The following is a 16,771-nucleotide window of genomic DNA, read 5'->3' as shown; positions in this document are numbered from 1 at the left end:
TCGAGGACGACGATCTGATGCGCCGGTCCTTCTCCGTCGCCCTGGAGCGCTACGGCTACGAGGTGCAGGCAGCCGCCGACGGCCTCACCGGGCTCGAGATCTTCCGCGAGAACGACTTCGACCTGCTGATCCTCGACGTGATGCTGCCCGGCCTCGACGGGATCGGCCTGTGCCGCAGGGTCCGGGAGACCAGCCTGGTGCCGGTCCTGATGATGTCCGCCCGCGGCGACGGGCTCGACGTGGTCGCCGGCCTCGAGGCCGGGGCGGACGACTACGTCGTCAAGCCGGTGGAGACGTACGTCCTGGTGGCCCGCATGCGTTCGCTGCTGCGGCGCGCCACGTACGCGCCCGCCCCCCAGAGCGGCCCGGAGCCGGGCGAGGGCCGTCCGGCCGAGGGCGACGTGCTGGAGTTCGGGGACCTGAGGATCGACACCGCCGGGATGGAGGTGTTCGTCTCCGGTCGCCCGGTCGCGCTGACCCCGACGGAGCTCAAGCTCCTCCTGGAGTTCGCCGCCCACCCCGGGGTCGTACGGGAGCGGCACACCCTCCTGCGGGACGTGTGGGAGTACGGCTGGGACGGCGACAGCCGCGTCGTCGACCTGTGTGTGCAGCGGCTGCGCCGGAAGCTGGGCCGGGACCGGATCGAGACGGTCCGGGGCTTCGGATACAAGCTCAGGCGGTGACCGTGCGCCCCGCCCCCCGGCCCGGTCCTGGCCGGCGCGCCCCGCTGCGCCGGAAGATCGCCGCGCTCGCCGCGGCCACGGCCCTGCTCGTGGTGGCGGCGGTCGGCGTCCTGGTGCACCTGTGGACCGCCCAGGACATCCGCAGCCGAGGCGAGGCCCGGGCGTTGAACACCCTGTACGCGGCCATGGACGTCCACCGGCGCACCGGCGTCCTCACGGACGGCGCCGAGCTCGACCCCGACGACCTGCCGGCCGCGCTGCGCGCCCCGGCCGACGGCGAACGGCACCAGGTCTACGACGGGCACGTCGAGGGAAACGTCGGGCCGAGCGTCTGGGCCGCCCAGCGCACCGGCGGTCCCGGCAGCCCCGTCCTCGCCGTCCAGATCAACCTCAGCCCGGACCACGCCAACCTGTCACGCCTCGACGTGGCCATGGCGGTCGCCTCGCTCCTCGCGCTCGCGGCCGCCGTCCCCCTGGCCTACTACGGCGCCGGGCTCCTGGCCCGACGGCTGGGCCGGGTCGCCGAGACGGCGGCCCGGATCTCCGCGGGGGACCTGGACGCCCGCTCGGGGCCCACGAAGGGCCGCGACGAGGTCGCGGACATCGCCGCGACCGTCGACCGGATGGCCGACAGCCTCGCCCGACGGCTCCGCACCGAGCGCCGGTTCACCGCGGACGTGGCCCACGAGCTGCGTACCCCCGTCGGAGGACTGCTCGCCGCCGCCGACCTCCTGCCGCCCGGTGAGACCGAGGACCTGCTGCGGGCCCGGGTGCGTGACCTGCGCGCCCTGGTCGAGGACCTCCTGGAGATCTCCCGCCTGGACGCCGGGGCCGAGGAACCGGTCCGTGTCCGGGTGCCGCTCGGCGCCGTGGTCGCCGAGGCGGTCTCCCGTACCGGACTCGACACCGAGATCACCGGAGCCATCAAGGTCACCGAAGCCTCCGAGGTCACCCAAGCCACCCAGGTCACCCAAGCCACCGACGACGAGCCGGTGCAGACCGTGGAGACCGACCCGCGCCGCCTGGAACGGATCGTCGGCAACCTCGTCGTCAACGCGCACCGGCACGGCGCCACCCCGGTCCACGTCACCGTCGCCGGACGAACCGTCGTCGTCCGCGACCACGGCCCCGGCTTCCCGCCCGACCTGCTGCTCCACGGCCCGCGCCGCTTCCACACCGGCGCACGCGAACGCGGCACGGGCCACGGCCTGGGGCTCACCATCGCCTTCGGCCAGGCACAGGTCCTCGGCGCCGAACTGCTGCTCGCCAACGCCCCGGACGGAGGAGCGGTCGCCACCCTCCGGCTGCCCGCGTGACGGACCGCCGTACGGTCGGTACACGGTGGAGCGGGCACTGATACACGGCTGCCCAGGCCCCGATACGTTCCCCGGACACCCTTCTCGTGCGCTTTCCGTACGAGAAGAGGAGCCCCATGACCGCCGACCTCCTGTCGCCGTATCCGACGACCGGCATCGCGGCCGCCACCACCGACCTGTCGAAGGTCTACGGCAGCGGCGACACCCGGGTCGTCGCCCTCGACCGGGTCAGCATCGCCTTCCGCGAGGGCGAGTTCACCGCGATCATGGGGCCGTCGGGCTGCGGCAAGTCCACCCTGATGCACTGCGCCGCCGGACTCGACTCGCCCACCTCCGGGTCCGTACGCGTCGGCACCACCGAACTCGGCGGCCTCCGGGACCGGCAGCTCACGCAACTGCGCCGGGACCGGATCGGGTTCGTCTTCCAGGCGTTCAACCTGCTGCCGACCCTGACCGCGCTCGAGAACATCACGCTGCCGATGGACATCGCCGGACGGCGCCCCGACCGCGAGTGGCTGGACCGGGTCGTGTCCATGGTCGGCCTCTCCGAGCGCCTCGCCCACCGTCCCGCCCAGCTGTCCGGCGGACAGCAGCAACGCGTCGCCGTGGCCCGGGCCCTGGCCTCCCGCCCGGCGATCGTCTTCGGCGACGAGCCCACCGGCAACCTCGACTCGCGCGCCGGGGCCGAAGTCCTCGGCTTCCTGCGCGACTCGGTGCGCGAGCTGGGCCAGACCGTCGTCATGGTCACCCACGACCCCGTGGCCGCCGGCTACGCCGACCGCGTCGTGTTCCTCTCCGACGGACGCCTCGTCGAGGAGATGGCCCGGCCCACCCCGGACCGCGTCCTCGACCTGATGAAGAGCCTGGGCTCCCCCTCCCACGCCGGCTGAGCCGCACCGCCGCCGCCCGTTCCGTACCGCCTCTCGGAAAGCCCCGGAAGCCCCATGTTGAAAACAGCCCTGCGCAACCTCCTGGCCCACAGGGCCCGGCTGGCCATGACCGTCCTCGCCGTCTGCCTGGGCGTCGCGTTCGTCAGCGGCACCCTCGTCTTCGCGGACTCCACCGCCGCCGCCCACCGGGCCGCCGCGTCGGAGAACTTCGCCGGGATCGACGTCACCGTGACCGAGAAGGCCCCCGAGCCCGGTGCCGCGGCCGGGGCGCGGGGCGCCGTGCTCGACGACGCGCTCGCCGCGCAGCTGGCCCAGGTGCCCGGGGTCGCCGCCGTACGCCCCTCGGTCGACGGCTCGGCCACCCTGAACGCGGCGGACGGCACCCCGCTGCGGGCCGACCGGGCCTGGTCCCACCTGGCCGGCGCGTACGTACCGGGCAAGGACGGCAAGGACAGCCGCCACCCGCTGACCGAGGGCCGCGCCCCCGCGAACAGCGGCGAGATCGCCGTCGACAGCACCACCGCCGCCGCCGGCCGCTTCCGCATCGGCGACACGATCACCCTGGCCACGGACGGCCCGGTCATGACCGAGCGGCTCGTCGGCATCGTCACCACCGACGACACCCGCGTGACCGCCGGCGGCACCCTCGTCCTCTTCGACCGGGCGACCGCGCAGAAGCTGTTCTCCACCCCCGGCCACTACACCGGCATCGACCTGACCGCCGCCGCCGGCACCACCGCGTACGAACTCGCCGACCGGGTCGGGGCCGTGCTCCCCGCCGACCGCGCCGAGGCCACCACGGGCCGGGCCCAGGCGGCCCAGCAGGCCCTCCTCGTCGACACCCTGACCCGCGGCTACGAGAAGGTGCCGATGGTCTTCGCCGGGGTCTCCCTCTTCATCGGCTCGTTCCTCATCGTCAACACCTTCACGATGCTCGTGAAGCGGCGCTCCCGGGAGACCGCGCTGCTCCGGGCGATCGGCGCCTCGCGCCGCCAGGTGTCGCGCGCCGTCCTCCTGGAGGCCCTCGTCGTCGGTCTGGCCGCCTCGGTGACCGGCTTCCTGCTCGGGCTCGGCATCGCCGCGGTACTGCCCGACGTCCTCGGCGCCGACGGCACCGCCCTGCCGAGCGGCCCCCTCGTGATCGGCCCCCGCTCGGTCGTGGCGGCGCTCGGCGTGGGCGTCGGCGTCACCGTGCTCGCCGCGTGGCTGCCCTCCCGCCTGGCCGCGAGGACCGCACCCGTCGAGGCGCTGCGCACGGCCGAACAGCCGCCCTCGGCCCAGCGGTTCCGACTGCGGGGCGTGGTCGGTCTCGGCCTCCTCGTGCTCGGCGCCGGCCTGCTGGTGTCGCTGAGCGACGCCAAGGACGCCTCGGAGGAGAACCTGCGCGACGCGATGGCCGGCTGCGGCCTGTTCGCCGCCGCCCTGATCGTGCTCGCGCCGCTGCTCGCCGCCCCGGTGATCCGGCTGACCGGGCGGCTGACCGGGCGCTTCGGCATCACCGGCCGCCTCGCCCGCGAGAACGCCCTGCGCGACCCGCGCCGCACCGCGGCCACCGCCGCCACCCTGCTGATCAGCACCGGTCTCGTCACCGGGCTCGCCGTCATCGGGCACTCCACCGGACAGGCCCTCGACCGCCAGGCCGCGGCCGGGCTCGGCGCCGACTACGTCGTCAGCACCCGCTCCACCATGACGGGCATCGACCCCGGCGCCGTACGACGGCTGGCCGACACCAGCGGGGTCCGCACCGCCACCGCGATCACGGACTCCACCCTGTTCACCGGCGGCGGCGTACGGCAGATCTCCGGCGTCGACCCCGCCACCGTGCGCGACACCATGAAACTCGACTTCGTCTCCGGCTCCGCCGAGAACCTGGCCCCGGGCCGGATCGCCCTCTCCAGCACCCTCGCCCGGGAACGCGGGGTGACCACCGGCGGCCTGCTGAACGTCCGGATGGGCCGCGCCGGGAAGTTCACCGCGTACAAGGTCGTGGGCGTCTACAAGGACAACCCGGTCGCCCGTGACGCGCTCGGCTCCCGCGCCGAGGTCGCGAAGAACAGCTTCCTGCCCGGCTCCGTCCAGCGCGTCCTGCTGCGCACCGACGACGGCTCGGGGACGGCGGCCCTGGAGGGCCGGCTGCGTACCGCCGTGGACAACAACCCGCTGCTCAAGGTGCAGGACCGGGACCAGCTCGTCCGCGAGGCCGCGGGCACCATGGCCGACCTGCTGGACGTGATGTACGGAATGCTCGGAATCGGCGTCGTCATCAGCGCGCTCGGCGTCGTGAACACGCTGGCCATGTCGGTCGCCGAACGCACCCGTGAGATCGGCGCGTTGCGCGCGCTCGGCATGGACCGCGCCGGCGTCCGACGGATGATCCGCCTGGAGGCGCTGACCGTCACGGGCTTCGGGACCCTCCTCGGCCTTGCGGGCGGACTCTTCGGCGCCTGGGCGGTCGGCTCCCTCGCCAACGGCGCGATCGACCAGTACACCCTGGCCCTCCCCTGGGGCACCCTGCTCCTCGTCTGCCTCCTCTCCCTCGCGATCGGCGTCCTCGCGGCCGCCGTCCCGGCCCGCCGGGCAGCCGCACTGAGCCCCCTGGAGGCGGTCGCGGACGCCTGACGCGCGTCCTCGCCGCCACCGGGGCCCGAGGTCGGTGCCTGGTCACGCGGGCGGTGCGGGCCTTGTCATCCAGACGGTGCGGGCCTTGTCACGCAGGTGGAGCGGGCCTTGCCACGCGGGCGGTGCGGGCCTTGTCACGCAGGCGGTGCGGCGCCGACGAGTTCCCTGACGAGCTCCTTGGTGTCGGTGGCGAGATGGTGGATCGCGCTGCCCGCGAGGAGCAGCACGGCGAACAGGATCCAGCCGCCGCGTCCGCTCACCGGACCCGCTGCCGCGTCACCCTGCGGCCCGAGGCCGGCCTCGGGCTGCGCGCGCAGCATGTCCCGGGCTATGTGCGCGACACCCGCGACCGCGTGGACGGCCGCGGAGGCGGCGATGGCGGCGACACCGAGGGCCAACCAGCTGGTGGGTGCGATCTCTGTCATCGGTCCTTCCCCTCTGGTCGGGCGAGGCGCCGATGAAGGACTGTGCCTCGCGTCTGTTCTCGATCGTCGCCGCGGCGGAGTCGGGCTGCCAGGGCCGGGTGGGCCGCGGCTGGGGGCCGCATGGCCCCATGAGGGCCCTTGGAGGTCCGGCCCCGGCCGGTTCACGGGAGAAATCACTGATTGTCACGAATGACGCCTCTACTGTGTCCTGCGTGCCGGGATCCGGGTCCGAACCCGGGGCCTCCGGCATTCCGCCGCGCCGGGCGCCGAGGGCAGGGAGTGACGATGAGCGACACCTCGTGGGCGGCTGCCGCCGTGGCCGGTGTGACCGCCGCGTACGCGCTCGTGTCGCAGCGGCTGGCCGCCACCCCGCTCACCTCCGGGATCGTGTTCACCGGGGCGGGCGTCGCACTCGGCCCGGTGGGGCTCGGCCTCGTCGAGCTCCGGGACCAGGGCGGCGGTCTGCTCACGCTGCTGGAGGCCGCGCTGACGCTGCTCCTGTTCACCGATGCCATGACCGTCCGGCTGAGCGATCTACGCGGGGGCGGCTTCCTGCCGGGCCGGCTGCTGGGGATCGGGCTGGTGCTGACCGTCGGAGCGGGCTGGCTGCTGGCCTGGCCGCTGCTGCCGGGGCTCACCGTCTGGGAGCTCGCGCTGGTCGGCGCGGTGCTCGCCCCGACCGACGCGGCCCTGGGCAAGGGGGCGATCTCCGATCCGCGGGTGCCCTCCCTGGTCCGGCAGGGCCTCAACGTCGAGAGCGGCCTGAACGACGGCATGGTGCTCCCGCTGTTCGTGCTGTTCCTGGCGGCCGTACCGGGCACCTCGTACGCCGAGGAGGGGGTGGCCGGGACGTTCTGGCGGGCGCTGGTGCTCAGCACGGCGCTCGGTCTGGCCGTGGGCTGGATCGGCGGCCGGCTGCTGCACTGGTCGCACGCGCGTGACTGGGTCACCCGCGAGTGGCGGCAGGTGTACGCCCTGGCGGTCGCGGTGGCGGCGTACGTGCCGGCCGTGGTCACCGACGGCAGCGGCTTCATCGCCGCCTGGGTCGCGGGATTCGCCTTCGGGCGGGCCCTGCGCACACGAGGTGAGGCCGAAGCGGTGAGCGGCCACGACCGTACGGCGGACCTCACCGAGAACCTGGGCAATCTCCTGGCCATGCTGAGCCTGCTGGTCTTCGGCGCGGTCGTCCTCGGCCCGGCGCTGGAACATCTCAGCTGGCGCGTCGTCCTGTACGCCGTGCTCAGCCTGACCGTGGTCCGCATGGTTCCGGTCGCCCTCGCGCTGCTCGGCAGCGGACTGCGACCGCCGACCGTCGCCTACGTCGGCTGGTTCGGCCCCCGCGGGCTCGCCTCGGTCGTCCTGGGCCTTCTGGTCGTGGAACAGCACGTGCCCGGGGTCGAGGCGATCGGCCGGGTGGTCGGGATCACCGTGGGTCTCAGCGTGCTGCTGCACGGCATCTCGGCCGTGCCCCTCGCCCTCCGGTACGGCCGCTGGTACGAGAAGCAGCGGGCCGCGAACGTCCCGGGGCTGCGGGAGAGCACGCCCGCACCGGAGCCCGTCCTGCGGCGCGAGCTCGCTCCTGTGCCACGCCCCGAGACCTGAGAGGGACCGCCGGCCGAGGCCGTCTCGCGCCGTGGGAGGGGTCGTGCGGGGCGCAGCCGGCCTTTGGGGCTGCCCGTCACCCGGACAGCTCCCGTCGGCCGTGTTGTCGGTGCGCCGCCGTCGACCCGGTCCCAGATTCGGGCGAAGCGCACCTTCTCGTGTGCGCATGCCGCCGCCCACCGTCGCCGGTGAGCGCCGATCACGCCGAGGACCGGTGGTCATGACGCGTCGTCCCAACATCCTGCTGATCGTCACCGACGAGGAGCGGCTGGAAGACCTCATCGACGAGGAGGTCGGCCGGGACACCCACGCCTGGGTCACCGAACGCCCCCGCCTGCTCGGCTGGCCCATCTGGCACGGAGACACCGACCAGCCCGCATCTGCCGGAGCCGCCTCCCGGTGACGGCTCCGGCCCCGTGCCCCGGCCGTGCCCCTCGAAGGGAACGCCGTGGCCTCGCCGGTGTCACAGGAGCGGAGGCCCCCACCAGGTCGAGGGCGCCGCGACGGTGTACCCCAGCGACTCGTACAGCGGCCTGCCCAACTTCGAAGCGGTGAGGGTGACCGGCAGCTCCGCCAGGTGCGCGAGGGAGCCGAGCATGACGGCCCGCCCCACGCCACGCGAGCGGAAGGCCGGCGACGTGCCGACCCAGTAGTGGCTGCCGATCCCGTCGTCCACGACCGTGAGGCCGGCTCCCGCGGGCACCCCGTCGCACGAGGCGACGAACACGTCCACGCCCGGCTGCTCGATCAGCGCCTCCGGGAACAGCTCGCCGGGGCGGTAGGGCGTGAATCCGTCCAGCTCGAAGCCCTCGATCGAGATCCGCTCGGCCGCCTGGAGGTCCTCGGGCCGCCGTACCCGGACGACGTCGAGCGACGGTTCGCCGACGGGCCCGGGCAGGCGCAGCATGACCGGCATCTGCCAGCTGCGCAGGCCCAGGTGGCTCAGGTCGGTCGAGCTGAACGGATCCTCGGCGTTCACCGGGCCCGCGGCGCGGCGCACCAGCTCGCTCAACTCGGCCAGCTCACCCGGGTCGAGGTCGGACTCCTGGATCAATACCCGCAGGCCGGCGCGCTCGTCGCCGTCGACCGCGACGAATCCGCGACGTCGGACGACCTCATGTCCCCGGGACCGGCCGATCGCGGTCCAGGTAGCGGCGGAGTTACGGGCCTGAAGCGTCGGCGCCTCGGCGAGGGCCACGGACCTGGGCCGGTCGGCCGAAGTTGATCTTGTTGTCATTGGGCCTACGCTACTGCTCAACTGGCCCCTCACACAGGCCAATTCGACGCGATCCGACTGGGCCACCTTCGGGCGGGACCACCTGGCAAGCACAAGCAGCTCGTGTTCCGCGGCGGCGCCGGGCGACGAACGAGCCTGCGGTCACCACGACGCCGGGCGGCGAACGCTCCTGCGGTCAGCCCGACGCCGGGCGACGAACGAGCCTGCGGTCACCACGACGCCGGGCGGCGAACGCTCCTGCGGTCAGCCCAGGGCGAGCCAGCGGATGCCGAGTCGCTCGACCTGCGCGGCCTCCGCCTCCTCCAGCGGCTCCCGGCCGGTGGCCTTGCGCAGGAAGCGGGGGCGGCTCCACTCCAGCTCGCCGACAGCCGCGGTCTGCTCCGTGCCGAGGAGCAGCTCCGTCACGGCGTCACCGGCCGCCGGGGTGAGCCAGGCCTCGCGGCCGAGCGCGTCGGCCACGTCGAGGCCGTGGACGGCGACTTCCACGACGCGGGTGAGGAGGAACTCCGACAGGAGCATGGCGTCGCCATGGCGCGTCCGCACGGTCCGGCCGCCCTGCTGGGCCCGGCACAGACGGGCGGCTCGCCGCCAGGTCGCGGCGAAGTCCTCGGCGAAGTCCTCGGCGAAGCCGGCACCGTCGGCCGGCCCCGCCGCGCGGTCCTGGGCCAGGGCGATCCGCTTGCCGTTGGTCTCGGGCGAGAAGCGGTCGTCCGGGCGGTAGTACTCCACCGCGGAGATCTCCGCCTCGTCGGGCGCGGGCACGTCCAGCATGGCCGGAAGCCAGTCGATCACCACGCAGACGTGCCCGAGCAGCTCGCGTACGGTCCAGGGAGTGCAGCGCGTCGGCAGGTTCCACTCGGCCTCGGACAGTCCGGCCACGGCGTCGCCGAGGGCCCCGCATTCCCGCTCGAACGCTTCGAGCACCCGATCCTGATCCACGCCGCCTCGTCCCCCGCCCCGCACTGTTCGTTCTCACTCCTGAAGATCGACACGCGCGGCGGGCGGTCCCGGTTGCAGACCGCTGGAAAGTGCGTCCGGTTCGCGTCCGGTCGCGTTCGTCCCGGTGCTGCGCCGCGGACACCTGACCTGTCACCCCTGCACCCGGCCCAGGGCGCTGCCGCATAATCCTCGCGTGTCCCAGACTCCCGTGCCGATATCGGCAGGCTCCGCTTCCGAAGCCGTTCCTGACTGGCTGTCCGCAGACGCGGCGGCCTGGGCGAGCATCCGACCGGCCCCGTGGGCGAGGCCGCTGTGGTCCGTCCTGGCGCTACTGGTGACCGTGGCCGCCGCGATCGCCGTGGAGCCGCTCCCCGTGTGCAGCGACGCCGCCCCGTGCCGTCCGGACTGGATCGGCCTGGTGCAGACGGGCCTGGCCCTCGGCTTGCTGTACTGGTACGCCAAGCTCCCCGAACTCGCCCTTGTCGCCGCGCCGGTGCTGGCGGCCGTCGTGGCCTGGGAGGAGCTGCCCGCCGCCGACTGGGCGTCCCGGGCGGCGAATCCGGCGGTCATCGCGGCCCTCGGTCTCGGCTGGGCGGCGGCACGCGCCAGGCTGACCGCCCGGCAGCGGCAGCGACAGCTCGTCGACCGGGCCGCCACCGCAGGGCACCGACGGTGGGAGTCGACCGGTCCGCTGCGACGGGGGCTGATCCCGATCGCCGCCGGACTGGCGCTGTGCGCCGTGGCCGTCGGCGCGATCGCCCTCGGCCTGCTCGGCGTGCACGCGGACGAGCAGCGGGCCGCTCGGGCGATCCGTACCGAGGCCGAGGTCACCGGACGTACGGACATCACGCTGCTGGTGCGCACGCGTGACGGGCGTGACCTCACCGTCGACGCCGTCCTCCCCGAGGACTACGGCCTCCACAGCACCGTCACGGTGCTGGAGGACGCATCGGGGCCGCGCCTGGTCGCCGAGCCGTACGACGCGTTCGGCTGGCAGTTGCTGGCCCTGGCCGGCGGAGTGCCCGGGCTCTCCCTGCTGACGGCAGGGCTTCTGAGCCGTCGACGTCTCACGGCGCTGCGCCTCGGACCGGTGCCGGCCCTGAGGGTGCTGGAGCGCGTGGACCCCGCGGGCCGGACCTGGGTCTACGCCGCCGATGACGCGGCGGCGCGTACGCCTCTGTTCACCTGCACCCGCGCACCCGGCCTGAAGGCCGGCGTCGGTGGCATCCACGACGTCACGTTCGCCGGCACCGGGCTTCGCTGGGCCGTCATGCTCGGCGCTCCGTACGAAGGCGGCGAGCTGGCCTTCCTCACCACCGATGCCGCCGGGACTCCCATGGTGACCCACACCGCCAAACCCGTCCGGATGACCCGGCCCGTCGCCACCTGAGCCGGTGCCGGCATCGCCGGGGCGCGTCCGAAGGGCGGTCACCGGGATCGCGGCGGCGGCGGGGTCGGCTACGCTCCCCGGCGTTTCGACGCGAGACGGCGGTGCGGGGGGTTTGACGGTGGAGTACCAGGGCTGGGCCGGCGCGGGGCAGGTGCCCCCGGAGAGCGGACCCGAGGCCGTCGACGCGGATCGGACCGAAGTCCTTCCGCGCCCGGCAGCGGCCCTTCCGATGCCCCTGCCCGCTCCCCCGCCCGAGCCGGCGACGTCGACCAGGCCCCTGCCCCGGGTCGACGCCCCCTCCCCCACTCGGCCCCGTCCCGCCCGGCGCCGGCGGCTGCCCGCCGGGGTGCTGTTGACGGGCGTCGTGGTGATCGTCTGCGCGGGTGCGGGTCTGTCCGTCGGCGCTCTCCTCTCCGCCCGCGAGGGCTCGGACGCACGCGAGGGCTCGGACGCACGCTCCGTCGGCGCACCGGCCCCGACGACGTCCCCGCGCCCGCAAGCCGCCCCTGCCACGGCCGCGGGCGAGGGGAAGTACACGATCACCATCAAGACCGCGCCCGTGTCCGGGGCCGGCACGGACAGCGAGATACAGGGCCGCCTGACGGACTCCGAGGGCCGGACGTCTCCGTGGACCGTCCTCGACACGGTCGACCACGACGACTTCGAGGCCGGAGGCACCGGCACGTACACCATCGACGTGCCCGGGGACTTCGGCTCACCGGCCACGCTCCAGCTGTGGAAGGGGGACGGCGACGACTGGGCTCCGTACTCTCTCGTCGGCATCACCGGCCCCGGCGGCTACGTGGGCATGTGGGGCGCCGACAGCGACTCCGCGCGCTACTGGATCACGGACGGCCCCCCACCGGCGGGCGAGTCCGGGGGCGAGGACATCCCGCACTACGACCACTACAGCCCGGCGTGGCCGGTGACCTGACGCCCTGCTCCTCTCCGGGAAGGGCGGCCGTCCGCCTCGGCGACGGACTTCGGTGAGGCGGTCAGCCCCGGCCGCCCGGCCGCCGCCGCGGTGTACCAGGTCAGCCGGCCGCCTGTGCGATGAGGGACGCGATGCGCTTCTCCGTCGTCGGGGTCAGGGACGTCAGGGCGTACGAGGTGGGCCACATGGTGTCCTCGTCGAGGGAGGCCTGGTCGCTGAAGCCGAGGGTGGCGTAGCGGGACTTGAACTTCTGGGCGCTCTGGAAGAAGCAGACGACCTTGCCGTCCCGGGCGTACGCCGGCATGCCGTACCAGAGCTTGGCGGTCAGGTTCGGGGCGTTCTCCTTGACGAGGGCGTGGACGCGCTCGGCGAGGACGCGGTCCGCGTCGTCCATCTCGGCGATCTTCGCGAGCACCTCGGGCTCGACGTCCGCCTTCGCCCCGCGTCGCTTCGTCGCCTTCATCTCCTTGGCGTGCTCCTTCATCGCGGCCCGCTCGTCGTCCGTGAAGCCGTCGTAGGACTTGTCGTTCGCGGTCATGATGGGTTCCCCTCGTCGAAGTTCGGTGGTCAGGAGCCGGCGCCGTGCAGCCGCAGCGTCCTCGCGCGCTCGGCGCGGCGGGTCAGGAGGTAGTCGTACGGCGCGCTTCCGTACGCCAGCCGGAACTGGCGGGTCAGGAGGGCGGGCGGCAGGTTCGCGTCGCGGGCCAGCTCCAGGACGTCCAGCGGGCGCGCGTACTCCCGGTCGATGCGGTCACGGACGCGGCGCATCCGGGTGAAGTCGCGCAGGCGCAGATCCGTGACGCGCGCCAGCGCCCACCCCGGGCGGCACATCTAGCGGAGTTCCTGGATGCGGATCAGGTTGCCCGCCGGGTCCCGGAAGGCACAGTCCCGGATGCCGTACGGCTGCTCCGTGGGCTCCTGGACGACCTCGGCGTCCGCCGCCCGGACCTTCGCGAAGACGGCGTCGAGGTCCTTGGTGGCCAGGAGGATCCAGCCGTACGTGCCCTTGGCCATCATCTCGGCGATCGTGCGGCGCTCGTCCTCGGTGATGCCCGGGTCGACCGCCGGCGGCGCGAGCAGGATCGAGGTGTCCGGCTGCCCCGCCGGGCCGACCGTGATCCACCGCATCCTGCCCTGGCCGACGTCGCTGCGGACCTCGAAGCCGAGGGCGTCCCGGTAGAAGGCGAGGGAGGCGTCCGGGTCGTCGTGCGGAAGGGCGCTGGTGTGAATCGTGATGTCCATGCCCTTCACGCTAGTTGGGCGCCCCGGGTCCGCGCTTCTCGAATCCTGATCGGTGTCGGGAGAGGACCTTTCAGTGGTGGAAGCCCGCGCGCTCGGCGTCCGACGGCACGCCCTTCGCCAGGCGTTCCAGGGAGTGGCGCATGTCCTGGACCAGGAGGTCCACCTCGTCGCGGCCGATGCCGTGACGGATCATGACGCGCTGGATGACGGTCTCCTCGCGGTCGGGGGGCAGCGGGTAGGACGGCACCTGCCAGCCGCGCATCCGGAGCTGGTCGGAGAGGTCGTACAGGCTGAAGCCCGCGCCCGCCGGGTCGGTGAGCGTGTACGAGACGGCCGGCAGCGCGCCCTGCCCGTTGTAGAGCAGCGTGAACGGACCCATCGCCTCGATCTTCTCGGCGAGGTACTGGGCGGTCAGCGCGCAGGCCTCCTGGACGCGCCGGTAGCCGGCCCGCCCCAGGCGCAGGAAGTTGTAGTACTGCGCGACGATCTCGCCGCCGGGGCGGGAGAAGTTCAGGGCGAAGGTCGGCATGTCGCCGCCCAGGTAGCTCACCCGGAAGACGAGGTCCTCCGGCAGGTGCTCGGCGGTGCGCCAGACCGCCCAGCCCACGCCGAGGGGCGCGAGGCCGAACTTGTGGCCGGAGGCGTTGATGGAGGACACCCTCGGCAGCCGGAAGTCCCACACGAGGTCCCGGTGGAGGAACGGGGCGACGAAGGCGCCGCTCGCCCCGTCGACGTGGATCGGGATGTCGAGCCCCGACTCCTGCTGGATCCGGTCGAGTTCGGCGGCGAGCTCGGCGACCGGCTCGTAGTCGCAGGTGTAGGTGACGCCGAGGATCGCGACGACACCGATCGTGTTCTCGTCGACGTACTCCTTCAGCTGGTGCGGGCGGAGCCCGGTGGCGCCCGGCTCCACCGGGACCTGGCGCAGCTCGACGTCGAAGTAGCGGGCGAACTTGTCCCAGCAGATCTGCACGGGCCCGGTGACGATGTTCGGCCGGTCGGTCGGCTTGCCCTCGGCCTGGCGCCGCTTCCGCCACCGCCACTTCAGGGCGAGTCCGCCGAGCATGGCGGCCTCGCTGGAGCCGGTGGTGGAGCAGCCGATCGCGGTGCCCTCGCCGGTCGCGCTGCCGGGGGCGTTCCACAGATCGGCCAGGATGTTCACGCACCGCGACTCGATCTCGGCGGTCTGCGGGTACTCGTCCTTGTCGATCATGTTCTTGTCGAGGCACTCGTCCATCAGCCGGCGGACCTCGTCGTCCGTCCAGGTCGTGCAGAAGGTCGCCAGGTTCTGCGCGGAGTTGCCATCGAGAAGCAGCTCGTTGTGGAGCATCGCGTAGACGACCCCGGGAAGGTTCGGCTCCTCGGGCATCCGGTGCTTCGGCAGGACGCGCTCGCTCAGTGCGGAGGCGAACACATCGGTGGCCGCATCGGCACTCTGCGGGGCCTTCATCTCATGGAGCGCCACAGTTTCCCCTTCGATCAGCGGACTCGTCGACAGTCCTCTCATCAACCCATGGGTCCGGGCGGGTCGCCCGGCAGCGGCCACGCTCGTTGACCCACCCGGGTGAGGGGGCCGCCGCGGCCCTGTCCTGCGGCTTCCCCGACCAGTACGTTCCGGACGAAGTGGATCATCACCGGAAGGCACCACCTCATGACCCCTCACGCCATCGACTGCCTCGACCAGCAGGACGCCGACACCTTCGCCGACGCCTTCGACTCCTACGACGACCTCCCCGAGCGCCTCATCGGCTACCCGGCCGTCTTCCACGCCCTCGGCATCGGCTCCTGTGCCGTCCGTACGGTCCTGGACTACGGCTGCGGGCCCGGCAAGGTCGCCACCCGTGTCGTCGAGGCCTCCGACGCGCGCGTGGTGGCCGTCGACGTCGCACCGCGCATGCTGGAGATCGCCCGCACGCGGCGCCCGCACCCGCGGATCGACTACCGGCAGAGCGACGACGGCGGTCTCGGGTTCCTCGCCGACGGCTCCGTCGACGCCGCGATGGCCTGCTTCGTCTTCACCACCGCGGGAGACATCGCCGACCTGCACGACATCGCCGCCGAGGCGCACCGGGTGCTGCGCCCCGGCGGCCGGTTCGCCGTCCTGGACGCCAACCCGCGCACCGCGGGCATCCGGTTCTCCACCTTCCGCAGCGGCGAGCCCGGCCGCGTCTACACCAAGGGCGAGCGGCGGCGGTCGCGCCGGGAGCTGCCCGGTGGCGGCGCGCCGCTGGAGCTGGTCGACCACCACTGGCCGTGCCAGACGTACCTCGACGTGCTCGGCAAGGCCGGGTTCACGGACCTGGACGTCCACGAGCCGGTCCTCACCCACCGCTCGGCGCAGCTGGGGGGCGATCCGGCGGAGGCCGGGCACCCGCCGTTCCTCGTGGTCTCCGGCGTCAGGTGACGGGCGGGGCCGTCAGCTGTCCGAGTAGCTGAAGTCCCCGATGGTCCAGGCGCTGACGTCCGCGATCGCGACGCGGTACATCCCGCCGGTCTCGGGCATGCCCACCGTCCCCTGCAGGATGCGGGCGAGGTGGAAGTGGAGGTGGGTGGGGGGCTCCACGGTCTTCATCTCCTCCCGTACGGGGGAGAAGACGCCGGAGAACTCGCTGAGCCGGGCCGAGTCCGTGAGGACCTCCGACACCCGCTGTCTCCACAGGGCTTCCGGCGCGAGCCGCCCGGTGATGACCACTCCCCCCGCGACCACGGTGAGGGACATCTGGTTGCTCCGCCCGGATTCCACGGTGGCGGCGACGTCGACGAGCAGCTCGTCAGGGATCGACATGGAAGCCCATTCTAAGCGCGGGGGCCGCTCGGGAAGGGGTCTTCTAGCGCGGCGCGGTGTCGTCCGCGGGGAAGGCGGGGCCGTGGCCTGGGACGATGACGTCGGCCGCGGCGAGCACGCGGAGGCGCGAGGAGCGCAGCAGTGCCTGGTCCGGGGCGACCGGGTCCGCGACGGGGCCGTTCGGCCGCCACCAGAGGTCGCCCACGAAGGCGACGACGCCCTCGGCGGTGCCCGCGAGGAGGGTGATGTCCTCGGCGCTGTGCCCGGGGGTGCGGATCAGCCGCAGGGACGGGGCGAGTGCGTACCCTTCGGCGTCGCGGTCGGTCCACTGGTCGTTCTCGTAGATCGCCTTGTGGTCGTGGACGCGGGCCCGGCCGAAGAGGCCGACGTTCATGGTGTTGTCGGGGTGGTGGTGGCTCAGCACGACGTCGGTGATGTCGTCGGGGCCGAGCCCCAGCTCGGCGAGCGGCCCCAGGATCCGGTCGCGGCCGGCCACCATCCCGGGGTCGACGATCACGTGCCGGTCGCCGTCGCGGACGTACGAGACGGTGGCGGCGACCCCGGGTCCGGTGGAGAGGGTGTAGCCGGTGGTCAGGATCGTGTGGGCGGCGGTGCGGGTGAGGGGAGCGTCGCCGTGGATGTTCTTCGTCGTCGTCATGCCCCAAGTCTTCTGTGGGGCACGGGCCTTCACGAGTGGCCGTGCTGCCAC

The 16,771-nt window shown here is 73.4% G+C and carries 18 protein-coding genes; 9 read left to right on the top strand and 9 right to left on the bottom strand.

Going from position 1 to position 16,771, the window contains the following annotated elements; all coding sequences use genetic code 11:
* Positions 1-17 precede the first annotated feature (17 nt).
* The 4 genes from cseB to AC07AW_RS24630 all read left to right on the top strand — a co-directional run bounded on the left by cseB (position 18) and on the right by AC07AW_RS24630 (position 5,508).
* On the top strand, positions 18-683 hold the full coding sequence (gene cseB, locus AC07AW_RS24645) for a two-component system response regulator CseB (protein WP_478817859.1): 666 nt from the start codon (positions 18-20) through the stop codon (positions 681-683).
* A complete protein-coding gene (locus AC07AW_RS24640) occupies positions 680-1,999 on the top strand; it encodes a sensor histidine kinase (RefSeq protein WP_478817606.1) in 1,320 nt (439 codons plus the stop codon). Before cseB ends, AC07AW_RS24640 begins: the two co-directional genes overlap by 4 nt.
* A 116-nt stretch (positions 2,000-2,115) precedes the next feature.
* Positions 2,116-2,889, top strand: a complete 774-nt coding sequence (locus tag AC07AW_RS24635; RefSeq protein ID WP_478817605.1) for an ABC transporter ATP-binding protein — start codon at positions 2,116-2,118, stop codon at positions 2,887-2,889.
* A 54-nt stretch (positions 2,890-2,943) separates the two neighbouring features.
* Entirely contained in the window at positions 2,944-5,508 is a 2,565-nt protein-coding gene (locus AC07AW_RS24630) for an ABC transporter permease (protein WP_478817604.1), read from the top strand.
* A 134-nt stretch (positions 5,509-5,642) separates the two neighbouring features.
* Here the strand turns inward: AC07AW_RS24630 and AC07AW_RS24625 are convergent, their stop codons facing one another.
* Positions 5,643-5,933 (bottom strand): hypothetical protein, encoded by a 291-nt coding sequence (locus AC07AW_RS24625; protein ID WP_478817603.1) that lies wholly within the window; start codon positions 5,931-5,933, stop codon positions 5,643-5,645.
* Between the two features lie 285 nt (positions 5,934-6,218).
* Here AC07AW_RS24625 and AC07AW_RS24620 point away from each other — a divergent pair, with 285 nt between their 5' ends.
* Positions 6,219-7,535: a cation:proton antiporter gene (locus tag AC07AW_RS24620; RefSeq protein WP_478817602.1), complete on the top strand. Its 1,317-nt coding sequence runs from the start codon at positions 6,219-6,221 to the stop codon at positions 7,533-7,535.
* A 220-nt stretch (positions 7,536-7,755) separates the two neighbouring features.
* The gene (locus tag AC07AW_RS24615; protein ID WP_478817601.1) at positions 7,756-7,938 is read left to right on the top strand and encodes a hypothetical protein; all 183 of its coding nucleotides are present in this window, start codon (positions 7,756-7,758) and stop codon (positions 7,936-7,938) included.
* Positions 7,939-7,998: 60 nt separating this feature from the next.
* Here the strand turns inward: AC07AW_RS24615 and AC07AW_RS24610 are convergent, their stop codons facing one another.
* Both AC07AW_RS24610 and AC07AW_RS24605 read right to left on the bottom strand, forming a co-directional pair.
* Positions 7,999-8,772, bottom strand: a complete 774-nt coding sequence (locus AC07AW_RS24610; protein ID WP_478817600.1) for a GNAT family N-acetyltransferase — start codon at positions 8,770-8,772, stop codon at positions 7,999-8,001.
* Positions 8,773-9,015: 243 nt separating this feature from the next.
* Positions 9,016-9,711, bottom strand: a complete 696-nt coding sequence (locus AC07AW_RS24605) for a maleylpyruvate isomerase family mycothiol-dependent enzyme (protein ID WP_478817599.1) — start codon at positions 9,709-9,711, stop codon at positions 9,016-9,018.
* Between the two features lie 193 nt (positions 9,712-9,904).
* Between AC07AW_RS24605 and AC07AW_RS24600 the strand changes: the two genes are divergently transcribed.
* Together AC07AW_RS24600 and AC07AW_RS24595 are read left to right on the top strand one after the other, a co-directional pair.
* The gene (locus AC07AW_RS24600) at positions 9,905-11,101 is read left to right on the top strand and encodes a hypothetical protein (protein WP_478817598.1); all 1,197 of its coding nucleotides are present in this window, start codon (positions 9,905-9,907) and stop codon (positions 11,099-11,101) included.
* 118 nt (positions 11,102-11,219) lie between these two features.
* Positions 11,220-12,035: a PLAT/LH2 domain-containing protein gene (locus AC07AW_RS24595; RefSeq protein WP_478817858.1), complete on the top strand. Its 816-nt coding sequence runs from the start codon at positions 11,220-11,222 to the stop codon at positions 12,033-12,035.
* Positions 12,036-12,135: 100 nt separating this feature from the next.
* On the opposite strand, the gene AC07AW_RS24590 is transcribed toward AC07AW_RS24595, so the two are convergent.
* From AC07AW_RS24590 to gad, 4 genes are all read right to left on the bottom strand, one after another.
* Entirely contained in the window at positions 12,136-12,573 is a 438-nt protein-coding gene (locus tag AC07AW_RS24590) for an iron chaperone (protein ID WP_478817597.1), read from the bottom strand.
* A 29-nt stretch (positions 12,574-12,602) separates the two neighbouring features.
* On the bottom strand, positions 12,603-12,866 hold the full coding sequence (locus tag AC07AW_RS24585) for a hypothetical protein (RefSeq protein ID WP_478817596.1): 264 nt from the start codon (positions 12,864-12,866) through the stop codon (positions 12,603-12,605).
* Positions 12,867-13,277 (bottom strand): VOC family protein, encoded by a 411-nt coding sequence (locus AC07AW_RS24580; protein WP_478817595.1) that lies wholly within the window; start codon positions 13,275-13,277, stop codon positions 12,867-12,869. It abuts the gene before it with no gap.
* A gap of 70 nt (positions 13,278-13,347) precedes the next feature.
* Positions 13,348-14,742 carry a glutamate decarboxylase gene (gad, locus tag AC07AW_RS24575; protein ID WP_478817594.1) on the bottom strand — a complete coding sequence of 465 codons (1,395 nt, stop codon included), beginning with the start codon at positions 14,740-14,742 and terminating at the stop codon, positions 13,348-13,350.
* A gap of 186 nt (positions 14,743-14,928) precedes the next feature.
* On the opposite strand from gad, the gene AC07AW_RS24570 reads away from it, so the two are divergent.
* Entirely contained in the window at positions 14,929-15,681 is a 753-nt protein-coding gene (locus tag AC07AW_RS24570) for a class I SAM-dependent methyltransferase (protein WP_478817593.1), read from the top strand.
* A 12-nt stretch (positions 15,682-15,693) separates the two neighbouring features.
* Here the strand turns inward: AC07AW_RS24570 and AC07AW_RS24565 are convergent, their stop codons facing one another.
* Positions 15,694-16,062, bottom strand: coding sequence for a hypothetical protein (locus AC07AW_RS24565; RefSeq protein WP_478817592.1), 369 nt, complete (start codon positions 16,060-16,062; stop codon positions 15,694-15,696).
* A gap of 43 nt (positions 16,063-16,105) precedes the next feature.
* Positions 16,106-16,720, bottom strand: coding sequence for an MBL fold metallo-hydrolase (locus AC07AW_RS24560; protein ID WP_478817591.1), 615 nt, complete (start codon positions 16,718-16,720; stop codon positions 16,106-16,108).
* Between the last annotated feature and the right edge of the window lie 51 nt (positions 16,721-16,771).

Source organism: Streptomyces sp. NPDC044003 (genome assembly GCF_056435185.1).
This window is presented reverse-complemented; position numbering and strand designations above follow the sequence as displayed.

What these genes read in the sequence shown, in the direction of transcription:
- AC07AW_RS24585 (WP_478817596.1), bottom strand. Translation starts at nt 12,866, where the DNA reads ATGTGCCGCCCGGGGTGGGCGCTGGCGCGCGTCACGGATCTGCGCCTG.
- AC07AW_RS24560 (WP_478817591.1), bottom strand. Translation starts at nt 16,720, where the DNA reads ATGACGACGACGAAGAACATCCACGGCGACGCTCCCCTCACCCGCACC.
- AC07AW_RS24580 (WP_478817595.1), bottom strand. Translation starts at nt 13,277, where the DNA reads ATGGACATCACGATTCACACCAGCGCCCTTCCGCACGACGACCCGGAC.
- AC07AW_RS24615 (WP_478817601.1), top strand. Translation starts at nt 7,756, where the DNA reads ATGACGCGTCGTCCCAACATCCTGCTGATCGTCACCGACGAGGAGCGG.
- AC07AW_RS24590 (WP_478817597.1), bottom strand. Translation starts at nt 12,573, where the DNA reads ATGACCGCGAACGACAAGTCCTACGACGGCTTCACGGACGACGAGCGG.
- AC07AW_RS24620 (WP_478817602.1), top strand. Translation starts at nt 6,219, where the DNA reads ATGAGCGACACCTCGTGGGCGGCTGCCGCCGTGGCCGGTGTGACCGCC.
- AC07AW_RS24610 (WP_478817600.1), bottom strand. Translation starts at nt 8,772, where the DNA reads ATGACAACAAGATCAACTTCGGCCGACCGGCCCAGGTCCGTGGCCCTC.
- AC07AW_RS24635 (WP_478817605.1), top strand. Translation starts at nt 2,116, where the DNA reads ATGACCGCCGACCTCCTGTCGCCGTATCCGACGACCGGCATCGCGGCC.
- AC07AW_RS24565 (WP_478817592.1), bottom strand. Translation starts at nt 16,062, where the DNA reads ATGTCGATCCCTGACGAGCTGCTCGTCGACGTCGCCGCCACCGTGGAA.
- AC07AW_RS24625 (WP_478817603.1), bottom strand. Translation starts at nt 5,933, where the DNA reads ATGACAGAGATCGCACCCACCAGCTGGTTGGCCCTCGGTGTCGCCGCC.
- AC07AW_RS24570 (WP_478817593.1), top strand. Translation starts at nt 14,929, where the DNA reads ATGACCCCTCACGCCATCGACTGCCTCGACCAGCAGGACGCCGACACC.
- AC07AW_RS24630 (WP_478817604.1), top strand. Translation starts at nt 2,944, where the DNA reads ATGTTGAAAACAGCCCTGCGCAACCTCCTGGCCCACAGGGCCCGGCTG.
- cseB (WP_478817859.1), top strand. Translation starts at nt 18, where the DNA reads ATGCGCCGGTCCTTCTCCGTCGCCCTGGAGCGCTACGGCTACGAGGTG.